At 34.6% G+C, this 23,950-nt stretch carries 17 protein-coding genes; all 17 read left to right on the top strand.

Annotated features, from left to right (window positions below; all coding sequences use genetic code 11):
- The first annotated feature begins 172 nt into the window (after positions 1 to 172).
- A complete protein-coding gene (locus Q3907_RS07265) occupies positions 173 to 7,093 on the top strand; it encodes a discoidin domain-containing protein (protein ID WP_301897818.1) in 6,921 nt (2,306 codons plus the stop codon).
- A 57-nt stretch (positions 7,094 to 7,150) separates the two neighbouring features.
- Positions 7,151 to 7,594 (top strand): hypothetical protein, encoded by a 444-nt coding sequence (locus tag Q3907_RS07260; protein ID WP_278729230.1) that lies wholly within the window; start codon positions 7,151 to 7,153, stop codon positions 7,592 to 7,594.
- A 44-nt stretch (positions 7,595 to 7,638) separates the two neighbouring features.
- Positions 7,639 to 8,406 (top strand): hypothetical protein, encoded by a 768-nt coding sequence (locus tag Q3907_RS07255; RefSeq protein ID WP_278729232.1) that lies wholly within the window; start codon positions 7,639 to 7,641, stop codon positions 8,404 to 8,406.
- Positions 8,407 to 8,661: 255 nt separating this feature from the next.
- Positions 8,662 to 9,090, top strand: coding sequence for a PTS sugar transporter subunit IIA (locus Q3907_RS07250; protein WP_278729234.1), 429 nt, complete (start codon positions 8,662 to 8,664; stop codon positions 9,088 to 9,090).
- 55 nt (positions 9,091 to 9,145) lie between these two features.
- Entirely contained in the window at positions 9,146 to 9,637 is a 492-nt protein-coding gene (locus Q3907_RS07245) for a PTS sugar transporter subunit IIB (RefSeq protein ID WP_301897817.1), read from the top strand.
- Positions 9,638 to 9,693: 56 nt separating this feature from the next.
- Positions 9,694 to 10,533 (top strand): PTS sugar transporter subunit IIC, encoded by an 840-nt coding sequence (locus tag Q3907_RS07240; RefSeq protein WP_118011074.1) that lies wholly within the window; start codon positions 9,694 to 9,696, stop codon positions 10,531 to 10,533.
- Between the two features lie 2 nt (positions 10,534 to 10,535).
- Complete coding sequence (locus Q3907_RS07235; protein WP_301897816.1) at positions 10,536 to 11,366, top strand: PTS system mannose/fructose/sorbose family transporter subunit IID; 831 nt, start codon at positions 10,536 to 10,538, stop codon at positions 11,364 to 11,366.
- Between the two features lie 92 nt (positions 11,367 to 11,458).
- Positions 11,459 to 11,776 carry a hypothetical protein gene (locus Q3907_RS07230; protein WP_117992847.1) on the top strand — a complete coding sequence of 106 codons (318 nt, stop codon included), beginning with the start codon at positions 11,459 to 11,461 and terminating at the stop codon, positions 11,774 to 11,776.
- 244 nt (positions 11,777 to 12,020) lie between these two features.
- Complete coding sequence (locus Q3907_RS07225; protein ID WP_295644930.1) at positions 12,021 to 13,118, top strand: glycosyltransferase family 4 protein; 1,098 nt, start codon at positions 12,021 to 12,023, stop codon at positions 13,116 to 13,118.
- Between the two features lie 9 nt (positions 13,119 to 13,127).
- Entirely contained in the window at positions 13,128 to 14,168 is a 1,041-nt protein-coding gene (locus tag Q3907_RS07220) for a lysylphosphatidylglycerol synthase transmembrane domain-containing protein (protein ID WP_301897815.1), read from the top strand.
- A 3-nt stretch (positions 14,169 to 14,171) separates the two neighbouring features.
- Positions 14,172 to 16,139, top strand: a complete 1,968-nt coding sequence (locus Q3907_RS07215) for a RecX family transcriptional regulator (RefSeq protein ID WP_301897814.1) — start codon at positions 14,172 to 14,174, stop codon at positions 16,137 to 16,139.
- Positions 16,136 to 17,074, top strand: a complete 939-nt coding sequence (locus Q3907_RS07210; RefSeq protein ID WP_301897813.1) for a 3'-5' exoribonuclease YhaM family protein — start codon at positions 16,136 to 16,138, stop codon at positions 17,072 to 17,074. Before Q3907_RS07215 ends, Q3907_RS07210 begins: the two co-directional genes overlap by 4 nt.
- On the top strand, positions 17,071 to 18,369 hold the full coding sequence (gene rimO / locus Q3907_RS07205) for a 30S ribosomal protein S12 methylthiotransferase RimO (protein ID WP_301897812.1): 1,299 nt from the start codon (positions 17,071 to 17,073) through the stop codon (positions 18,367 to 18,369). Before Q3907_RS07210 ends, rimO begins: the two co-directional genes overlap by 4 nt.
- A complete protein-coding gene (locus Q3907_RS07200) occupies positions 18,354 to 18,815 on the top strand; it encodes a DNA-deoxyinosine glycosylase (RefSeq protein ID WP_295644916.1) in 462 nt (153 codons plus the stop codon). The genes rimO and Q3907_RS07200 overlap by 16 nt, the downstream gene beginning before the upstream one ends.
- Positions 18,808 to 19,290, top strand: a complete 483-nt coding sequence (locus Q3907_RS07195) for a dUTP diphosphatase (RefSeq protein ID WP_295561457.1) — start codon at positions 18,808 to 18,810, stop codon at positions 19,288 to 19,290. The genes Q3907_RS07200 and Q3907_RS07195 overlap by 8 nt, the downstream gene beginning before the upstream one ends.
- A gap of 154 nt (positions 19,291 to 19,444) precedes the next feature.
- The gene (locus tag Q3907_RS07190) at positions 19,445 to 19,969 is read left to right on the top strand and encodes a hypothetical protein (RefSeq protein WP_301897811.1); all 525 of its coding nucleotides are present in this window, start codon (positions 19,445 to 19,447) and stop codon (positions 19,967 to 19,969) included.
- A gap of 8 nt (positions 19,970 to 19,977) precedes the next feature.
- Positions 19,978 to 23,950, top strand: a 3,973-nt coding sequence (locus tag Q3907_RS07185) for an InlB B-repeat-containing protein (protein ID WP_301897810.1), incomplete at its 3' end; no start/stop codon positions are given.

Below are 23,950 nucleotides of genomic sequence, written 5' to 3'. Positions count from 1 at the left end.
ATTTAAAAAGTAGAGTTTATTTTTACTTAAATTAAAAGGTTATTGGAATATATCATATTTATACAAATTCCGTCTATTTTTGGAGTAGCGTTCCAAAAATATTTGTATTGGTCTTGAACGCTTTGTTGTCAACTTCCTACTGAAACTTAACTTAAGTTTAGGAGAAGAATAAATGAAAAATAGCCAAAAAGCCTTATTGGCCTCTATGGTTACTTTAAGCCAGGGTGTGACAGCTATGGCTTCACCGGTTCGTGTTTTCGCTAATACTGAACCTGTTCAAACAAAAAATACGACTGTAAAAAAAGAAACTGCAAATGTTCCAAAGAATGGATATACATTTGTGAGTGCTCCAGTTAGTGAGCCTGTTGTAGAAAATAACACAGTCACTATCAACCATGTAAATGGTGAAAAAACTCGTATTACATTTTTAGAAAATAATTTATTCCGTTTAGATATGGAACCAGATGGAAAAGATGAAAGCTTTAAAGAATATGCTACACCTAACAATAGTAATCACACAGGTCGTATTGTTCAACAAAGCGATTCATCAAGTGAATATTCAAAACCAACTCCTACAGTTACAAATGATGCAGGAGTATACACAATTGCTGTGAAAGATGGTGTATCTTTAGAAGTATCTAAAGAAGATGCTACAATGACATTAAAACGTGCAGACGGATCTGTTGTTTGGCAAGAATCACAACCCGTACAATATAAAAATGGTAGCACTATCCAGACTTTTGTAAAAAATAGTGGTGAAAACTTCTTTGGTGGAGGAACTCAAAACGGACGTTTTATCCATACGGGAGAATCTATCAATATTGTTAACGAAAACAACTGGGTAAGTGGCGGCGTTGCCAGTCCAAACCCATTCTTCTGGTCAACAAATGGTTATGGTGTAGTTCGTAATACATTTAAAAAAGGTGTTTATGACTTTGGTAAGAAAAACAGTAACGAAGTAGAAGCAACACATTCAGAAAAACGTTTGGATGCTTATTACTTTGTAGGCGATACACCAGTAAGTGTTTTACAAGGATATTTCAAATTAACAGGAAACCCAGCTTTATTCCCAGAAGAAGCATTCTATTTAGGTCACTTAAACTGTTATAACCGTGACGAATGGGTTGAAGGTGGTTCTACACCATTAGAAACTGTAAATGATAAAGTAAAATATTCAGAAAAAAACAATGGTGGACAAATTAAACAAGGCGGCGTTCTTGAATCATTAAACGGAACGAACGAAACAGATTATAAATTTTCAGCACGTGCTGTAATCGATCAATATGAAAAATACGATATGCAGTTAGGTTGGTTCTTACCTAATGATGGATATGGTTGTGGATATGGTACAGACGATGCAAATTTGGATAATAATATCGCAAACTTAAAGAGCTTTACAGACTACGCAAATTCCAAAGGTGTTGGAACAGGTTTATGGACACAATCTTCATTAACACCAGATCCAAATCAGCCAGTGCATTTACAACGTGACTTTGAAAAAGAAGTTTACAATGGTGGAATTCGTACATTAAAAACGGATGTTGCCTGGGTTGGTTCAGGATATGACTTTGGTTTAGATGGAATCAATAAAGCTTATAACATTATTTCCAAAGCAGAAACTAAGAACAGACCAACAATCGTTACGCTTGATGGTTGGGCTGGAACACAAAGATATGGTGGTATCTGGACGGGTGATCAGACAGGTGGAAACTGGGAATATATTCGTTTCCAAATTCCAACATATATTGGTCAAAGTTTAAGTGGTAACCCTAACGTTTCAAGCGACGTTGATGGGATTTTCGGCGGAAGTTCAACTATTCAAGCTCGTGATATTCAATGGAAAACATTCACAACTATGCTTTTAGATATGGATGGTTGGGGAAGTTATCCTAAAAAACCATACGTATTTGGAGATGAAACATCATCAATCAACCGTATGTATTTAAAACTTAGATCTCAATTGATGCCTTACATTTATTCAACTGCATATACTTCTGCAAACTTAGGAGAAGGCAGTGAAAAAGGTAAACCACAAGTTCGTGCAATGTTCTTGGAATTCCCAGAAGATGCGAATACATATAGTAAAAACATGCAATATCAGTTCATGTTTGGTAAAGATTTCTTAGTGGCTCCAGTATATCAAAATACAGCAGCAGATAAGGATGGAAATGATATTAGAAATGGTATCTATTTACCAGATTCAAACCAAGTATGGATCGATTACTTTACAGGAAAACAATATCGTGGTGGAACGACATTAAATAACTTTGATGCTCCAATTTGGAAAATGCCATTGTTTGTAAAGAATGGTGCAATTATTCCAATGTTTGAAGCGCATAACAATGCTGCAGCTAAAACGGAAACAAACAAAGGTGGAGTGGATAAATCAAAACGTTTAGTTGAATTCTATCCAGACAAAGAATCTGAATATACTCAATATGAAGATGAAGGAAATACAGTAGATAACTCTAACCTTGAAGAAGTTAACTACGGATCAAATGTAACAACTCATTACACAAGTTCTGTAAAAGATGGTAAAGCCATATTAAGAGCAGAAGCAAGTCAGGGTAGCTACAATGGATATGATGCAAATAAAGAAACTACATTTATTGTAAATGTAAGTAAAAAACCTACGGCATTAACAGGAAAAGTTGGATCTTCAAAGGTTGAATTAAAAGAAGTTAAATCTCAAGAAGAATTCGATAGTGCAACAGGAAATGTATATTTCTACAATAAAGAGCCTAACTTAAACAAATTTGCGACAGAGGGTTCAGAATTTGAAAAGACTGAAATCAAAACAACTCCTAAATTGTATGTAAAATTCGAAAAGACAAATGTAAGCTCAAATGGAATCGAATTAACAGTAGATGGATTTGTGAATGATGGAAATTTAGATAAAGATGAATTAAATGAAAATCTTCAAACTCCTGCTAACTTTAAAGCAGACGAAGAAAACATTACTCCAACAACAATTCCTTTGAAATGGGATGCAGTTAGTGATGCGACTGAATATGAAGTAGAAACAGATGGAATGATTCAATCTGGAATTACAGAAACAAGCTATACGCATACAGATCTTGAATATCACTCTAAACATACATATCGTGTGCGTTCAAGAAATAAAGATGGATATTCAAAATGGAGTGATCCAATCGAAGTGGAATCTGCACTAGATCCATATCGTAATGTACCAAAAGATATTAAAGTATCTTGGGATTATGGTGATGCATGGGGTAAATTGAGTAACATTTTAGACTTTGATTATGGTACATTCTTCCACTCAACAAATTCAGTGACTGAAGATCAAGGATTGATCTATGATTTGAAGAAAGTTTACGATTTAGAGCGTATTGACTATACTCCTCGTAATGATAATAAGGGTAATGGTACTGTACAGAGAATGGATGTTTATACATCTATTGATGGGGTAAACTGGACATTATCATATGATTCAAGTAAACAAAAATCAGATTGGACATACTCTAAAGATATGTCAGATTTAGATACTAAGACTATCGATATGACAGGAACATCAGCTCGTTATATCAAATATGTTGTTAAGAAGTCAAAAGGTGGATTCTTCTCAGCTGCAGAACTTCAACCATATATCGTAGATGGAAGTGAAGGATACGTTATTGGAGATACTAACAATGATGGTGTTATCGATGAAAATGATGCTACACAAATTGAAAACTATGTAGGTCTAGAAGATGGCGATCCAACTTGGGATCAGGTAAAACGTTCAGATTACAACAAGAATGGTTATTATGATGCACAAGATATCACTCAAACAATGGTTCATTTAGATGGTGGAGTAAAAACACCTTCAAAGGATCCAAAAGGTTCTTTGATTACATCATTAGATAAGACTGATTATGCTGCAGGTGAAACAGTTACATTAACTATTTCAGGTGTAGATATGAAGAATGTTTACTCTATTGGTGGAAAAATTGGTTATAACTCAGATGATTTAACTTTCAAAGGCACATCAGCTACTTTAGCTACGGCTAATATGAGAGAATATAAATTTGATCGTATAGCTTATAAGAAATCTGAAAACAATGCTGCAGTTAATAGAAATATAAACTTCACATATACAAATAGTGGAAGTAAGAAATCTATTTCAGGTACAAAAGATGTTGTAACAGTAACATTTACTGCAAAGCGCGATATTTCTTTAACACCAGACTATTTCAATGCTTCTGAATACATGTTTGTAAGTAACAACTTGAATGCAATTAATCCAACTGTTGCTAGTGAAGATATTAAAACTCCAGATGTTACAGTTTCACAAATCAAAGTACAGAGTGTACAAGGTCAAGATGAAAGTGTATTACAATCTGGAATGGGTGTAGATAAGTTGATTGATGGTAAATGGGGTGCAGATGCAAACCGTTTCGAATTCAAATGGGGAGATAATGGAGATGAAGTTCCTGCAAGAGTTCCTTATTGGGTATTATTCAACTTTGATGGACAAAAAACAATCACAGACATGACTATTCGTGTTCGTGTAGATGGCACAAATATTAATACAGGCGCATTAAAAGACTTTGAATTGTATGCAGTTAATGGTGAAGAAGAAACAAAACTTGGAGACTACTCTATTACAGCCGTAGATTCTAAACAAGGTTTCAACATTCATTTTGATGCACCAGTGCAAGCTGAAAAAATCAAATTAAATGCATTGAACAGTCAAGGTGGACTTGAATACAAATTAAATATTGATGAAGTAGAATTCTATCAAAATGAAGCTACTTATGCAGAAGATATTGTATTCGATGAAAACAATGCTTCTACAATAGGTGTAGGTCAATTAAAAGCATTTAAAGCTACAGTACTTCCAGAAAATGTAACAAATGGATTGTATTCTGTTGAAAGTGATAAACCAGAAGTTGTTTCAGTTATTCGTACAGTCGATGGTGATCACTACAACTATACTTTACATGCGAAAAAACAAGGAAAAGCTGTATTGACAATTACTTCAAATAGTACAAATAAAGAAGGCAAAAAGATTACGAAGACATTCGAAATCAATGTAGTAGCTGGTCAAGTTGTTGTCGATGATTTGAAAGCACAATTAGATGAAGCAAATAAAGCAATCGAAAACAAGAATCTATATACAACGGCTTCTATTGATGCATTAAAAGCAGCGGTTAAAACTGCAGAAGCTGTATTAAAAGATAAAGATGCAACACAAACAGAAGTGAATGCACAAACAATTAATTTATTCAAAGCTATTCAGGCTCTAGAATATAAGGGTTCTAATGAAGGACAACCAGATTGTGAAACTGAAATCACAATTGACCCTGAAAAAGTAACGGCCACTTCTGAAGCAACAATTGATGGTGATATAATTAAAAATGCATTTGATGGTGATGAAAATACAATTTGGCACTCAAATTACAATGGACAACACACACTTCCACAAGGTGTAACAATGGATTTAGGTGCAGAGTATGACGTTCAACAATTGAATTATCTTCCTCGTCCAGGTAGTGGCAATGGCGATATCACAAAATATATGGTTGAAACAAGCTTGGATGGCGAGAAATTTAAGACTGTTGTGGTTGGAACATTCGAACACGATGGAAGTATGTTAGTGAATAAGGGTGAATTCAAGAAAGTTAAATTTGATGTAACTAAAGCTCGTTATGTTCGTTTTACAGCATTAGAGTCTTTAGGAAATGAATTGAATACTTATGCTTCAGCTGCTGAAATCAAATTGTTTGGAACATTGCATAAAGAAGCAATTCCTGCAACAAGTATTACATTGGATAAAGCGGAATTAACATTAAATGTTAATGAAACAGCGCAAGTGAAGGCGACTCTTTCTCCAACTGAAACAACAGATGTTGTCACTTGGTCAAGTGAAGATGAGTCAATTGCCAAAGTGGATGCGACTGGAAAAATTACAGCTGTTGCCAATGGAACAGTAAATATCATTGCGAAAGCAAATGATCAAGTACAAGCTACAGTTACAGTTACTGTAAATGCTCCAGGTCAAGCTCAATTACAACAATTGATTGATGAAGCAAACAAAGTAAAATATGAAAATGTAGTTCTTCAAGATGCATTGACAAAGGCTATCGCAAAAGCAACAGATGCATTAAATGGTGATGAACAAGAATTACAAATGGCTTACTATGAGCTTGCTGCTGAAATGTCAGAATTAGAACTTATTCAAAATAATCTTGATGAGTTGAATGGATTTGTTCAAATGGATGATTCTTTATATGTAAAAGATGACGCATTTACTCTTTTCAAAAATAAAGTTGAAATTGCAAAGAATTTAATGGCTGATCCAATCAATAAAAAAGAATTATTAAAACCTCAAATCAAAGACTTAAGCGATACTTACAAGTTATTAACTAAGTTGAATAGAGAAAAATTGACTGCAGCAATTGAATTGGCAGAACGAGTAAAAACTCAAGATTGTGTAGATAATGAAGAATTGGCTGCATTTAATGCTGCTTTAGAAGCTGCAAAGGCTGCTGATCCAGCAAATAATGAAGAAATTGATGCATTAGTTAATGCATTATTAGATGCACAGGCAAATCTAAAATACAAACAAAATGGTTTAACTACACAAGATCAAAGAGATTCTATCCAATACGCATTAGATATCTTAAAAGGATTGAACCTAGAAGATTACAGTAAAGAAGATCAAGAAACTATCAAAGCTGCAATCGCAAAAGGTGAAGAAGCATTGGCTAATCCAGAATTAGATCGTGATGATGCTAACAAAGTAATCAAACAACTTGTTAAAGCGTTGGCTGTTAAACCTAACGCACCTACTACTCCAGATAAACCTGGAACAGGAAGTGGAACAGAAACTAAGCCAGGAACAGGAAGTGGAACAGAAACTAAACCAGGAACAGGTAGTGGATCAACAACTACAAAACCTGGATCAGGAACTACAACAACAGTAAACCCTAGCAAGGGACAATCTAACGCAAATACAGGCGTCGAAAATAAAGCTGGATTGTTCGGATCATTAGGTGTTGGTGCTGCTTCTCTTGCAGGTATCGCAACGATCCTTTATCGTAAGCGTGAAAATGGAAAAGGTTTAAAAAAAGTAAAAAATAAAAAGTAATCTGTAATATATTCTCCTATATTAGGAGAATATATTCTTTAAAGTAAGGTGTTGTATATGAAGTGTATTAAAAAAATAATTGTTTTACTTATGGCATTTGTGATGATTACTGGATGTCAAACTCATCAAGAATCATCAAAACCAGGAACAATCAAAGAAATCAACATTGATAAGATGGTGGAAAAATTTGATGATGAGGATACGTTTGTGGTGATGATTACACAAACAGATTGTGGTTACTGTAAAGACTTTCATGAACTATTGGATAACTGGCTACCTACACATAACCTAACTATCTATGAAGTTAACCTAGATCATGAAGAGAATGCGACTCCTAATGACAATTTGGCAAGGATACGTCCTTATTTTTCAAATTTTAAATATACGCCTTCTGTATATTATGTAAAAGATGGAGAGTTCGTTTCTGATTTGAATCCTCAAGTACAAACAATCACTGAATCTATGTTGAATCAATGGATTAAACAAAACAACATTTTATAACGTAAAGGGCATAGCTTTGGCTATGCCTTTTTGGAGGTATTGAGTTGAATAAAAAATGTAAAAGATTATTATGTGTATTTTTAGCACTAATCATGGTGTGTATGACACCTTATCATGTATATGCCAAATCAGATAATACAATAGATGTTTATCCATATATTAAAAAGGCGGTTAATAAACTTGATAAACTAAATTCTTTTAAATATACAGTAGCCGATGTGTATGGAGATGGGGAAGAGTTGCGTTGTACCATTTATAATGGGGAAACACCAAATCAATATATCGAAGTTATTAATAATTATCCAATGGATGATGGCAGTGGAGAAGTTTGTTTTAAATATATAAAGCATGACAATAATGAGTGGGCTTATGTGATTAGTGAAGAAAATTTTAAAAAGAATTTAGATTCTATTCCCTTTGATAATTGGACAACAACACATCAAGATGAAGATGGAAATGTGGCAGACATTCCAAGTTTAGGTAAATCAGGCTATCGTGCGATGATATTATATGAATTGGTTAATGAAGAAAAATATTTTGCGGATCTTACCAATGAGTATGTAAAAGAGCATCAAGATGAATTAGGTGATGTGGATATTTGGATAAAAAGTTTTAATAAAGAAGCAAAAAAGTTTCGAAAAGCTTGTAAAAAGGGTGTCATCACAAAAACAAAAAAGGGAAAATTATATACTGTATTGATGAAGTCGGGGAATCAAACGGTTAATTTTTCTTTTAATGTAGATAAAAATGGAAGATTGACTTCTTATTTAGTGAATAATGTTGTAAATTACGAGTTTTATGGGTTTAAATAAACATAAATTTGATTATGGACTTAGATGACGTTTTGTTGTCTAAGCCTTTTTTGTTTGAAGTGACATTTGTCATCTAAAAGTGGTGACATATGGAAATTGAAAAGGTTTACAATAGGCTTATAATGAATGTGTATTCTATGTGATACTCATGTTTAAAAGTCGCTAAAATATGTGAAATTATGTGTAATAACACTTGAAAACATTAACATATTTATTATAAAATATGAGTAAATAAGAAACGCGGAGGGAAAAATAATGAAATATGTAGTTATGGTAAGTCATGGCGAATTTGCACCAGGATTACACAGTGCCGTTAAAATGATGACGGGAGATCGTGAAGATGTATTGTCTACAAGCTTAAAGGACGGAATGAGCGCAGACGAATTCGCATCTAACTTTGCTGAATTGATTAAAGATTTCAAAGTAGATGACCAAGTCATTTTATTAGCTGATATTTTGAGTGGATCTCCATTCACAAATGCATTGAATGTATTGGATCAAAAAGGATTGCTACAAAATACTTTAGTAATTGCTGGTATGAATATGCCTCTTGCAATCACTGCTGTATTAATGAAAGACAACTTTGATAATGTGCAAGATTTAAAAGATACATTATTAAGCGAAGGTCGCACAGGATTAACTGATTTTACAGTTGCTTCTGATGATGACGACGAAGATCTATAGGATTTGGCTATAACGCATATAGCGAAGGCATAAACAGAATAAAGGAGGACATATAATGATTAGTTTTATTCGTGTTGATGATCGTATTATCCACGGTCAGATTGTTACAAGATGGTCTAAAGAATACCCTTGTGATGGAATTATCGCAGTTAGCGACAAAGCTGCAACTACACCTGTATTGACACAGTCATTCAAGGCTAGTACAGACAAGAAAGTATTTGTTTGGACAAAGGAACACTGGAGAGAAAAAGCAGAAACAGTTAAGAATTCTAATAAAAAATATTTCTTAATTACTAAAAACCCAGTAGATATGAAAGAATTGTTAGTAGACGATGGATTCGTACCTAACGATGTTAAAACAGTAGTTATCGGACCATGTAATGATCGTCCAGGAGCTACAAAATTAGGTCAAAACCAGTCAATTACTCAAGAAGAAGCTGAAGCATGTGAAGCTTTGACAAATGCTGGTTACACAGTATTGTTTGCGTTATTAAAAGAAACTGCAATCGGTACTTGGGACAAATTTAGATCTAAATTTGGTTACTAATAGTGGGAATAGTAAACAAATTAAGATAATAGAGAGAAAAAAAGGAGAGATTTATAATGAGTTGGTTACAAGCAATTTTAATCGGACTTATGAGTTGTACAGCAGCTAGTACTATCGCTTGCTTAGGTACAACAGTAGGTAACTACACTTTGAACCGTCCTTTGGTTGCATCATTATTCGTAGGTTTGATCCTAGGTGATGTATCTGGATGTATTCAAATTGGTATTCCAATGCAGGTAATGTGGATCGCATTGGTTACACCTGGTGGAACAGTCGCATCTGACTTACGTGCTGTAAGTTACATTGGTATTCCATTGGCTTATGTTGGAGCAAAAGCTGCTGGTATGGATTTTGGAGGAACTGATGCTCGTGGTTTAGCATCTAGTATCTCAGCCATGACTGGTGTAATCGGTATTACTTTATTCTACGGAACAGCTATGATGAACCTTATTTGGCAACACTGGGGCTGGGCTCAATTGGATAAAGGAAACTTAGATTGTTTAGGAAAAGTTGATGTTGTTCTCCCACTAATTTCACACTTTGTATTATCATTCTTGCCAGTTACTTTACTTTGCTACTATGGATCTGGAGCCGTAGCTGAATTGTTCCAAAGTTTGAATGTTAATGTATGGTATGTAAAAGCTATCTTATCAGTAGGATCAGTACTTCCTGCAGTAGGTATTGGTATCTTGTTAAAATCAGTAGTATCTAAGACTTCTGACTTGGTTTACTTCATGTTCGGATTCGCTTTAGCTGCTTCTATGGGATTAACATTAATTGCTGCTACAGTAGTTGGTGGTGTATTCGCATTGATTAACTACCAAATGACAATGATGAAAGCTACAGGTGCTGTTGGTGGTGCATCTGCAGACTATGATGACGAGGAGGACATTTAATTATGAAAAAGATTTCTAAGAAAACATTAAATAGTTCTTTCTGGCGTTGGTGGTATGGAAACTTAACATGTTTCTCACACGAACACATGCAGACATTTGGTTACATGTGGTCAATGCTTCCAATTATTAAGGAATTATATCCTACTCGCGAAGAACAATCAGAAAAAATGACTACTTACTACCCATTCTTCAATACTGAACCTCAGATTGGATCAGTCGTAGTTGGTATCACAGCTGGTTTGGAAGAAGCTCGTGCAAACGGAGCTGAAGGAATCGATGATGAAATGATCAACGGTATCCGTGCAGGTCTAATGGGACCTTTGGCAGGTATTGGTGACTCATTGATCGTTGGTACTTACATTCCTATCTTATTAGGTATCGCATTAGGTTTCGCAGAAGGTGGATCACCTTTAGGACCTTTATTCTATATCATCGTATGGAACGCAACTTCAATTTGGTTCCAAAAATTCGTATACTTCAAAGGTTATGAATTAGGTGGTAGTGCTGTTGAATTGTTAGTAGGACAAAAAGCAACTGCGTTCCGTGAATCAGTATTGGTTATGGGACAAGTTATCGTTGGTGCGATGGCAGCTTCTTGGGTATCAATTTCAACTAACTATGTAATTGCACAATCTTATGATGCAGAAACTGGTAAATTATCAGACGTAACATTAGGATCTAAATTAGATGGAGCTTTCCCTAAGATCTTAACAATGTTATTCGTATTGTTTGCTTGGTGGTTGATGGCTAAGAAAAACATTACTCCAATTAAAGTATTGTTATTGTTCGTAGTTATCGGATTCGTAGGATCTGTTGTAGGATTCTTAGGATAATCATTTAAGACAATTAAAGACGGGCTTAACTTGTTAGGCCTGTCTTTTTTTCTTATAATAAATATATGTATATTTGAAAAGGAGCGTTAATTATGAGTTTGAGCCGCAAAGAAAGAGATCAGCTTGCAGAAGTCATCCAAAGAGAAAATGAAATGGTATTAAAAGTGGGAAGAATGGTCAGAAATGCCTTTATTCTAACACTTGCTTTTGGTGCTGTTACATATTGGGGATGGTCAGGGATGACAGATCCAATGTTTCCTAATATTCCTATGAGCGTACGTAATGTAGCTAAATGGATTGCTTTGATTGGTTTGATTTTATCGGGTTTATTTACTGTTTTAGGATTCATTTCTCATAGAAATGGGAAGAAAAGTGTATTAAAGAAGATTGATTTGTACGAAAAAAAGTAAAGATTTGTATATTTTGATTTAATTTATTATGATATTAACTAAAAATAACAATAATTGTGTCATATGTTAACATAATTTCACATAATATAACTACATCTATCACTTTATTGTTTAGTAATATACTGTTGAGCCAAAGATAGTGGCTCACTTCATAATCAAATTCCCTTTCTTAAAACTTTCTTGAGAAGCCCCGCTAAAGGGGCTTTTCATTTGCTTTTTTGAAAGTTGGACATACAAATAGTAGATGCGATATAATAATGAGGATGAAAGAAGTGTAATTTTTATGGAAGATAAAATACGAATTATAATGTATTCAAGTGCAGATAAAGTGGATGGCCAAGGAGTGGGTAGTGCCTACGAAGAACAGGTCAATCTAATTAAAGAAGGAGCTAGTGATATTTTTGAAGTGGGTATCAATAACTGGATCAAAACTCCAGATATTCAACATTTTCATACGGTCGATCCTACTTTCTATGTAAAGATGCAAAATCATAAGGCCGCTAATATAGCCTATTGTCATTTTTTACCAGATACTTTAGAAGGTAGTTTAAAGATTCCGGCACCATTATTGAATGTATTCCGTTCTTATTTGATTCAATTCTATAAGAGTGCAGATCGTTTGGTCGTTGTAAATCCAAGCTTTATTGATGCATTAGTAGAATATGGTATTGATCGAGAAAAAATTTATTATATTCCTAACTATGTATCAAAGGAAAAATTCTATCGTAAATCCGAAAAGGAATGTGTTTCAATCCGAGAAAAATATGGTGTAGCCAAAGATGCTTTTGTGGTATTGGGTGCAGGACAGGTACAAACGCGTAAAGGTGTACTTGATTTTGTGAATGTTGCCAAAGAAATGCCAGACGTACAATTTGTATGGGCTGGAGGCTTTTCGTTTGGTCGCATTACGGATGGGTATGAAGAATTAAAGAAGTTACAGGAAAATCCACCAAAAAACTGTAAATTTTTAGGCATTGTACCAAGAGAAGAAATGGTGGATCTGTATAATATGGCGGATGTACTTTTTGTGCCAAGCTATAATGAATTGTTTCCAATGACTATTCTTGAAGCTGTGAACTTACATGTTCCATTAGTGCTTCGTGATTTAGATTTATATAAAGATATTTTATTTGATCGTTATATGCATGCAGATGATAATGAGGGATTTAAAAAATGTCTGTTAGAATTGAAAAACAATTCAGATGTATATGCGAAGTATCAAAATGAAAGTCGTTTATTGAGTGAATTCTATTCAAAAGAACACGTATTGAATATGTGGCGAGAATTCTATTTGAGTGCTTATAAGGATAAACAAGAGGAATTATTAAATAAGAAAAAATAGGGGTTTTTTATGAAAAAGCAGAAATACGCACTAAATTTGTTACTTATTCTAGCTTTGACAGGTTTTGCCCTGTGGTTTGCTCTAAAGGATAATTTTCAACAAGTTTTAAAGTGCATTTCACAAATGAATCTAATAAGCCTTGTCGTTATTTTATTGTGGGGAGTTCTTTTTACTGTGGTCTGGGGATTTGTATATTATGTTTTAGGTAGAAAATATACAGAGCACTATACACCATTCAAAGGAATTCTTGTGGCTTTTATTGGTTCTTTCTTTTCGGGAATCACTCCGAGTAGTACGGGTGGACAGTTTGTTCAAGCCTATATTATGAAAAAGCAGGGAATCAAAGTGAGTGATGGGGCAAGCTTGTTGTGGGCTGATTTTATTATTTATCAGACGACAATGATGGTTTATGTATCTGTTTTGTTTCTATTGCGCTTTGCATATTATAGTGCTCAGTCTGCATGGTTCAATATTATCTTGTTGGGATATGTTATAAATGCGGTGGTTGTTGTAGCATTATATACCATTGCGTTATTTCCAAATGTTTATATTAAGCTTTCGCGTATTTTGGTTAAGTTGTTAGCTAAAATCCATATTTTAAAGAATCCAGAAAAAACTTTGGATTCATGGACTTTACAAGTGACGAGTTTTACAAGGGAAATAAAAGTACTCGCAAAAGATAAAAAGAGTATCTTTCTTTGTGTATGTATAAATATTGTACGTTTATCACTCTATTATTCTTTACCTTTTGTGATCGCATTAGCCTTGCATATTCCGCTTAAAATGGATGAATTTATTGATGTCATGGCCTTATCAAGCTTTGTGACAATGGCAAATAGCTTTATTCCAATTCCTGGAGCAAGTGGTGGTACAGAAGTTGTCTTTTCATTATTGTTTAATAGATTAATGAAAAATTTAACGGGTGCTGTACTTGTATTATGGCGTTTTTCAACCTATCATATTGTGTTGATTATAGGTGGAATTTTGTTTGTGTTTGTTAAGAATTATTACGAAAGAAAAGAAAGTAAAATTGATTTAGAAGGGATGTAGCATATGCGAATTGGATTGTTTACAGATGCATATTTACCAGATATTAATGGGGTTGTTTCAAGTGTGGCAACCCTTAAACACGCTTTAGAAGAGTTAGGACACACTGTGTTTATTATCACAAATCATAAGGGAGTAAAAATTGCGGAAGATGAAGATGGGCATATTCTTCGTTTGCCGGGTCTTGAAATCAAAAAGTTTTATGGATATAAAATGTCAAGTCCAGTACAATTTACGGCAGATGCCTATATAGAAAAGATGGATCTAGATGTGATTCATATTCAGACTGAGGCAGGCGTTGGTATGTTTGGTCGTCAAATGGCTAAGGCATTACATATTCCAATTGTGTATACGTATCATACAATGTATGAGGATTATACGCATTATTTTAATCCACTTGAATTTGATTCGGTAGAAAAATTAGGAAAAAGCTTTATTCGTGCATTTTCACGTGTCATGGCCAATGGTTCTCAAGCTGTTATTGCACCTAGTGAAAAGACAAAGCAGGCATTGATTCAATATGGTGTGATTGCACCTATATATATTGTTCCAACTGGATTGGACTTATCGGAATATGATCGTAAAAATTTGGATGAAACAAGGGTTCAAAGTATTCGTGAAGAGTTGGGTTTTAGCCAAGAAGATCATATTGTTGTCTTTGTAGGGCGTATTGCCAAGGAAAAGGCGATTGAGATTCCCATCGAAGCGATTTGTAAAAATAAGGATCCACACTTACATTTAGTCATTGTAGGTGGAGGTACGGATATGGAGTATTATCAGGATCTCGCTAAGAAATATAATGTAGAGAATCGTGTGCATTTTACTGGCAAAATACCTAAGGAAGATATTGCCTACTATTATGCAGCTTTTGATTGTTTTGTGTCGGCAAGTCTTTCTGAAACACAGGGTATGACATATATTGAGGCATTGGCTAGTGGACTTTTAGTCTTTGGTCGTCGTGATGAAGTGTTGAAAGATTTGGTGGATGAAGGAAAGTCTGGATACTATTTTGATGATGCCAATGAACTAAGTCAAAAGTGGGATGTTTTCTTTAGTAAATCTAAGGAAGAAAGAGATGCATTAAGGGATTATTGTGTTTCAAAAACAGCTCCTTATACAGAGAGTATGTTTGCACATAAAGCATTGAGTGTTTATAATCAAGCAATTGATGATTATAAGCGTGCTTATCATGTGGAACGTATTCGCATGGTGGATGATTTTGTTCGTTTAACTGTAGTTCGTGATTGCGATAATGAACCAATTAAAGTGATGATCCCTACAGATGATTTCTTTGATTTGAAGATCACAAAGGATACAATGTTAGATGCTTATTTGATTGACAATTATTTGGATATGCAGTTATTCTATAAAGCGTTTGAATTGATGAAGAAAAGAGTTTTTTCAAATGATTATACGTCTTATCAGATGGTGCAGTATGGTAAGCAATATTTGAGCTTGGATGAAGATCAAGCACAAGAAATTGTAAATGAATTTATTCAACGTCATTGGATTGATGATAAAGATTATGCATTTGATAAGGCGCAGGCATGGCATTCGTATGGTCAGCCTAAAATGCAAATTTATTCAAAGTTAAAAAAAGCAGGTATTGATGAGGATATGATTGATGCGGCTTTGATAAATCTTGATGAAGAAACAGAGCGTAGCAATGCAATCAAATTAGCGCGTCGCTTAACACATTCCATCAAGGAGCAGTCGAGTCGTATGCAAAGACAGACGTTAGTCAATAAATTGGTTACGAAGGGATATTCGTTTGAGATTGCTAAACAAGTGTCCGAATCAATCGAATTGGAAGAGAATGATGATGAGGCGCTACAAAGAACGATTGCGAAAGCTAAGCGTTTATATGCGACGTTTGATCAGCCTAAGCGTAATCAGAAGATTCAAACGTATTGTGTTCGTAAAGGATTTAATATATCGGCTATAAAAGAAGTTTTGGAAGGGGAAAATGAATGAGAATTAATGAGATTACACAGGAACAAAAAGTAGCTATTAAGTGTTTGATTTCAAAGTGTGACAAGGGTAAAACTGTGAAGGATACACCCTATTTATCTTTGATTTTAGAAGATGCGACAGGTGTATTGGATGCGAAATTTTGGAATCTTACCAATGAACAGATTGAACAATATAAAGCTGGACAGGTTGTAGAAGTTATTGGGGATTCAATAATTCATAGAAATGCAGTTCAGTTGCGTGTAAGAAAGATGACGGTCTTAGAGGATGAAGATATTTCTAATTATGTAAGACTTGCTCCTATGACTCGTGCCGAGATGGAAGAAGAAGTAAAATCATTGATGAATGAAATCACAGATTCAAATTTATATTGTGTTGTTGAAGAGGTTTTAGAAGAAACAAAAGATTTATTCTATACATACCCGGCTGCTACAAGAAATCACCATAATTTTGTAGGAGGACTTGCCTATCATTCAATTAGTATGGCACGTGTCGGATTGGATATTTGTAGACAATATTCATTCTTGGATAAAAGTTTGTTGATTGCAGGTATCTTGATGCATGATATTGGTAAAATTGATGAGTTGAGTGGTCCAGTACTTCCTGAATATACAAATGAGGGGAATTTATTGGGGCACATCAGTATTATGAATAATCGTTTGGATCGTGTAGCTGAAAAGCTAGGTGTAAATGATAAAGAGATTGTTTTACTATTGAAACACATGGTTTTATCACATCATGGAAAGATGGAATTTGGATCTCCTGTTCTTCCTATGATTCCAGAAGCAGAAGTATTGACTTTGTTAGATAATCTAGATGCTCGTATGTATATGATGAAGCAAAGTTTAGATACAACGCAGCCGGGCCATTTTGGACCTCGTGTTTTTGCGTTAGAAGGTCGTATGATTTATCATCGAAAAGGAGAAGATGAAGAATGAAAATAGGTTTTGTATCGTTGGGATGTTGTAAAAACTTGGTGGATTCAGAACAAATCATGGGTATGATCAAAAGGGGTGGTCATGAGATTGTTTCAAATCCAAAGGATGCACAAGCTATTATCGTGAATACTTGTGGTTTTATTGAGAGTGCCAAAGAAGAGAGTATCAATACTATTTTTAAGATGGCACAATATAAAGAGCGTAACTTAGAGAAGTTGATTGTGTGTGGTTGTTTAGCACAAAGATATACGGAAACACTAAAGGAAGAGATTCCGGAAATTGATGCGGTTATCCCAATTCGTGAATATAACACTTTGGCTAGTCAGCTACAAAAAATTTTGGGTTCAGATACATTATTGGATAAGGCAGAACGAGTGATTACAGGAAATCCTTGGCAGGCTTATGTAAAGATCAGTGATGGTTGTTCAAATCGTTGTGCTTATTGTGCAATTCCTTTGATTCGTGGAGATCAGAGATCTCGTACGATTGAGGATATCATGGAAGAAGTCAATTATTTGGCAAGCATTGGAGTGAAGGAATTAACTTTGATTGCCCAAGATACTACAAAATATGGTTTGGATAATTATGGTGAATTAATGTTGCCAGAATTGTTGCGTCAAGTATCAAAGGTAGAAGGTTTACATTGGATTCGTGTTCTATATATGTATCCAGATGAAATTGTGGATGATGTGTTGCAGGCCATGAGTGAAAGTGAAAAGATCGTTCCTTATTTTGATATTCCAATGCAGCATGCGAACAATCGTTTGTTGAAATTAATGAATCGTAGAGGTCCAAAGGAAGATGTATTAAAGGTTGTAGATAAGATTCATACCATGTTTCCTAATGCAACTTTGCGTACAACTATGATTGTTGGTTTCCCTACAGAAACAGAAGAAGAATTTGAAGAGCTTGTAGATTTTATTAAGGAAATCAAATGGGATCGTATGGGTGCTTTCACATATTCAAAAGAAGAGGATACACCTGCTTATGATATGGATGGTCAGATTGATGAGGAAGTTCAAAATGCTCGTTTGGCTAGATTGATGGCTGTGCAGGAAGAGATTTCAAAAGAAAAGAATCAAGAAAAGATTGGTAAGGTCATTGAAGTTCTAGTTGAGGAAAAAGAAGGCTTGGTGGATCGTTATCGTGGAAGAAGTGCTGCAGATGCACCGGACGAAGTGGATGGTCAAGTCATCTTTACAAGTGAAGAACCATTAGAGTTGGGTACTTTTGTGAAGGTAAAGATCACAGATGCCAAGTCTTATGATGTTTATGGAACATGTGTAAGCGAATAGTTGGATTGGATCCCATTGTATTTAAGGATTCTAGAGTGTTGATTTTGGGTTCTATGCCAAGTGTGATTAGTCTAAAGGAACAGATGTATTATGCGAATAAGACAAATAGGTTTTGGAAGATACTAGAAAGTCTGTATCAAGAAAATGATAAGATAGAATTATTAAAAATATCGCATATTGCGCTTTGGGATATTTGTCATTCGTGTATAAGAAAGACGAGTGCGGATAGTGAAATCAAAGATATAGAGCCAAATGATATACAGGAATTATTGGATAGATATAAGAATATTGAAAAGGTTATTTGTAATGGAAAGACAAGTTATAATACGATGCAGAAATATTTTCCGAATATTCAAACAGTGTATTGTCCTTCGACTTCCAGTGCAAATGCTAGATTTTCATTAGAACAATTAATTGAAATATACAAGAAGGAGATTTATGAATAAATTATATTGGGCAAAGGTTAAGCCGGAGGCTAAAGTTCCACAAAAGCGTTATGAGGATGCAGGATATGATTTATATCCATGTTTTGAAGAAGATTATATGGTGATTGAGCCGCATGAAACAAAATTAGTTCCATTAGGTGTTGCGAGTGCATTTGATTCAGAGTTTGTGATGATTTTAAAAGAACGTGGTTCAACAGGAACTAAGGGTATTGCACAAAGAAGTGGTGTTATTGATTCTGGGTATCGTGGTGAGTATATGGCGCCAGTTACAAACTTGAATACAAAGCGTGTGGTTATTAAAAAGCAAGATGTAGAATATAAGGAAGATGCGATAATTTATCCTTATGAAAAGGCGATTTGTCAGGGCGTATTATTGCGTATGCCTCAGTTAGAAAGTGAAGAAATCAGTTTTGAACAACTTCAGTCTATGGAGTCGGAAAGAATGGCTGGAAAACTAGGTAGTTCAGGTAAATAACAATATAGATCTATTGTCATAAGGACAATAGATCTTTTTTATAATAAAAAGATGCTTTTTAAATAATATAACCAAAGTATAAACTTCTAAAGTCTATACTATAACCAGATGATGAAAGGGGTTTCAATCAGAACTAGAAAAAGGAGGACTTTGTATGCTAAAAAACTTAAAGAGAGCGGCAGCAATTGTATTATCATTTGCGATGGCAATCCAGTTTGGACTAGCAAACTCTTACTATGTAAATGCAGAAGAAGAGCCTGTTGAACCACAACAGGAGCAAACGACTACTGTAGAGAATAATAATGAATTACAAGAAGAGGAAACAAATGAGGTTGCAGCGCCAGAAACGAAATCTGTAGAGCTAAGTTATGTGGCTGAAGATGGAACAATTTTACAGGCAGCTACATATCGTAATTTCGATTTAAACTATAGCTTAAATGCAGATAGTAGTGTTATGTTGAATTTTGATGGCTATACATTAAAAGATGTAATCGTCAATAATTCTCATGCAGCAAGTGCTGATCAAGTAAGTCTAAATGTGACTTCAGAATTGGCAAGTGTTCAGTTTGTTTATAAAAAGGTGACTACTGAAACAGATCATCAAACGACAGAACAACCTAAGACTGAAGAAAAAATGATGACGATGCTGAGGCAGACCCGGATTCGGAAACGGAAGTAAAAGAGGAATTGCCGGAGTATCCTGCATTTATTCAAAGTGAAACAGCTGGTAATGTTGTTGTTCATGCGACAGCAGCTGAGGGTGTTTTACCAAGAGATTCTAAACTTGTTGTAAAACGTATCACTCGTAAATCTATCTTAAATGCAGTTGAGGAAACTGTTTCTGAAAAGAATAAAGAAGTTGAATCGGCTGTAGCTTTGGATATCACAATTCAAAATAAAGATGGTGTTGAAATTCAACCAAATGGATTGGTTAATATCAGTTTTGAAAATGTAGCTGTAACTGGTGAAGAAGTCAATGTATATCATGTTACGAATGATGCAAATACAGTAACGGAAGTTGCTACAAATACACAAAGCTTTGATACAAACCATTTCTCAATTTATGTTATTACTGGTGAAAATCAAGTACCATTAACAACATTCAACTTTGTTGCGAATGGTACAACAGTAAGTACACAGATTGTTAAGTCTGGGGATACATTGATTGCTCCTACAGCTCCAGATGCTATTGGACAAGCATTTGTGGGTTGGGTTGATGAAGCTGGTAATCCATTTACTGGTTTTGGTAAACAATCTGAAATTACTGAAACTACAACACGTAGAATTACAGCTAGATATGAAGCAGCATTATATGTATACTTCTTAAATCCAGATGGATCGCAGATTATGCGTACAGAAAAAGTTGGAGATCATGAAGCACATGATTTTACAACTGTATCTTATGATGTTGATTCAACTCATAAATTAGTTGGTTGGGCAGCTGAAAAGAATGGAACTACAAATATTGCAGATAAGATTTCAGTTCCAGCAGATCAAACTTCTGTAAATGTATACGCAATTATTAAAGCAGGCTATTGGATTTCATTTAATTCAGATGGTGGATCTATTGTTGATTCTCAATTCGTATTACACGGTGACAATCTAGTCCTAGATAAATCTACAACTCCTACAAAGCCAGGTTATTCATTTGATGGTTGGTACAATGGTTTAACAAAGGTTGAAAATGGTGCAACAGTTACTTCTCCAATGAATTTAACAGCACATTGGAAAGCTGCAAAAGTTAGTTATACAGTTATTCACTGGTGGGAAAATGCGGATGATGATGAATATGCATTCCATGAATCTCAAGAATTACAGGGCTTGACTGGTGCAACAACAACAGCTGTAGCGAAGTCTTATACAGTGGATGGTAAAAATATTTTTGGTGAAAGTGTAAATGATAAAGTCTTTACTGCAACTACAATTGAACAAAAAACAATCAAGGGTGATGGTTCGACAATTGTAAATGTATACTACAAGAGAAAAACGTATACAATGCATTTTAAAGAAAGACAGAACTCACGTACAGATTTATCAACAATCACAAAAAAATGGGGTCAAAGTATTTCAAAAGAAGAATGGCCTACATATAAAGGAAACGGTAACTGGCAAATCAAAGCTTCGTATTATGGAAATAATCAATATTTAGCCTATACAAGTACGATGCCAATGAAAGACTCTACGTTATGGAGTACTAGTGGTTATTACACTTATAAAGCATATTATTATGTAAGAAATATAGAAGATACGGGTTATGAATTACATCATACAGATACAATCAAAATGGATAGCAATCCAACAATTGGGAAAGAGGACTGTTATGCGATTGCAGGATTTAAATATGATCATGGAAATCCTGATGTAGGCGGTAAATACAAAGATGCAGAATTCTATTACACTCGTAATTCTTACAAAATCAAATTTATCAATAATGGTAAAGAAGATAAATCAGTAGAGAAGAAGTATGAACAGAGTATTTCAAATGAAAACTATACTCCTGCAAGACCAAGTTCACTACCAGATTATTATGAATTTGATGGTTGGTACGATAATGAACTTTGTGAGGGTGAAAAATATGTCTTTAATGGAAAGACAATGCCAGCACAGAATATTACGCTATACGCAAAATGGACAGCTAAGAAGATCAGCTTAATTTATAACTTGAATAATCCTGAAGGTACAGTAGATAAGGGTACTAAAAAAGTTGCAGCTGGTACGATTGCTAGTACAGTATTGCCAAGTATTCCTACAGTGGATGAATATTCATTTGCAGGTTGGTATGTAGCAGATGGTGCTGGTCATATGACGACTGAAGCATTCAATGCGAATGATCCAATCTTAAAAGATACTAACGTTATTGGTAAGTGGTTATACAATGGTAAGCTTACAGTTAAGTATGTAGCAGATGGTGTAGAAGCTCCAAAAGATAACAATGTTTATGCGGGTGGTGCTAAAGCTACAGTTGCTAATGGTGTGACAAAAGATGGTAAGAAATTCTTAGGTTGGCAATTAGATGGTAATAATGTATATCAGCCTGGTCAAAACTTTGAAGTAAATAAAGATTTGGCAGATGACAAGAATGTGATCACTTTAACAGCTGTATTTGGTGATTCAGAAACTTCAGCAATCTTAAATTATCATCCTGGTAATGGTAATGGTGAAGATCAGAGCGATGCGATTTTGAATAACGTTGAAGTTACTTTAAAAAGTACATCTAATTTACACTATTCAGCGCCAGGTGAAGATTACTACTTTGCTGGTTGGGCAACATCAATGGAAGATGCTCGAAAGGGTAATGCTAAATATGCAGTGGGTGACAGAGTCAGAGTGAATGCAGATTCAAGTAATGATTTATATGCAACTTGGGTTAAGAAAACTGTGATTGAAGTTACCGCAAATAGTAATACACTTCAATATACTGGTGAAGAACAAAAGGTTGAAGGATTTGAAGTTGTTACTGCTGGATATGAAGTAACTGGTTTAAAAGCTGAAGCTAAGGGTACAAACTTTGGTACTTATGAAACTGTGATTACTGATACAGCAATAGTTACTAAAGGCGGTGTTGATGTAACGGATAAAGTAATCGTAAATGTGACTAAGGGAAAATTAACAATTTCTAAGCGTGAAGTTACATTAACGAGTGAAACAGCTTCTAAGCCTTATGATGGAACTCCATTAACTAGACCAGATGTAACAATTACTAATGGATTTGTTAAAGATGAAGTAAAAGAAGTTAAGGCAACTGGATCTGTCAAAAATGTTAGTGAAGGTGAAGTAACAAATACAATTACTTATAAAACATCAGATAAGTTTAATGCTAATAACTATTCAATTACTAAGAATGAAGGTAAATTGAGTATTACTCCAGTTACGGATGAAGTAACAGTAAGAATTAAAGGTAATAAAGATACTGTAACTTATAATGGAGAAAAACAAAGTGTAAGTGGATATACAGTAGATTCTATTAGCAATACACTTTATAGCTCAACAGACTTTACGTTAAATGGTCAAGCAACGGCTACTGGTAAAGATGCTAATACATATCCAATGAATTTGGATGCAACTCAGTTTGTTAACAACAACACAAACTTCTCAAATGTTAAATTTGAAATTGCAGAAGATGGACAGCTTGTTATTACTCCAGTAACAGATAAAGTAACGGTAACAATAAAAGGTCACGAAGATACTGCAACTTATGATGGCAATCCACATTCAGTAGAAGGTTATGAAGTAACAAATATTTCTAACAAGTTGTATAAAGAAAACGATATTGGATTTACAGGTGAAGCTAAGGCTGAAGGAACTACAGCTGGTACATATCAGATGAACCTTACTGCACAACAATTCAGTAATACAAGTGCAAGCTTTGATAACGTAACATTCGTAGTCGAAGATGGAACATTAACAATCAGTCCTAAGTCAATTACTCCAGATGGACCAGATACTCCAGAAGAAAAGAAGACTGGTATTACAGTAACGGCTCCAGAAGGTTCTAAGTATGATGGTGAAGAACACAAGAATAAACCGACAGTTACAGATACTAAGACGGATAGAACATTAGTAGAAGGTACAGATTACGAATTATCTTATAGTAAAGATGTAATCAATGCTGGAACAGTAACAGTAACAGTAACAGGTATTGGCAACTATGAAGGAAACT

Source organism: uncultured Holdemanella sp., assembly GCF_958348295.1.
Classification (GTDB): domain Bacteria; phylum Bacillota_I; class Bacilli_A; order Erysipelotrichales; family Erysipelotrichaceae; genus Holdemanella.
The sequence above is the reverse complement of the archived record's forward strand: the minus strand, read 5'-3'. Positions and strand labels throughout refer to the sequence as shown.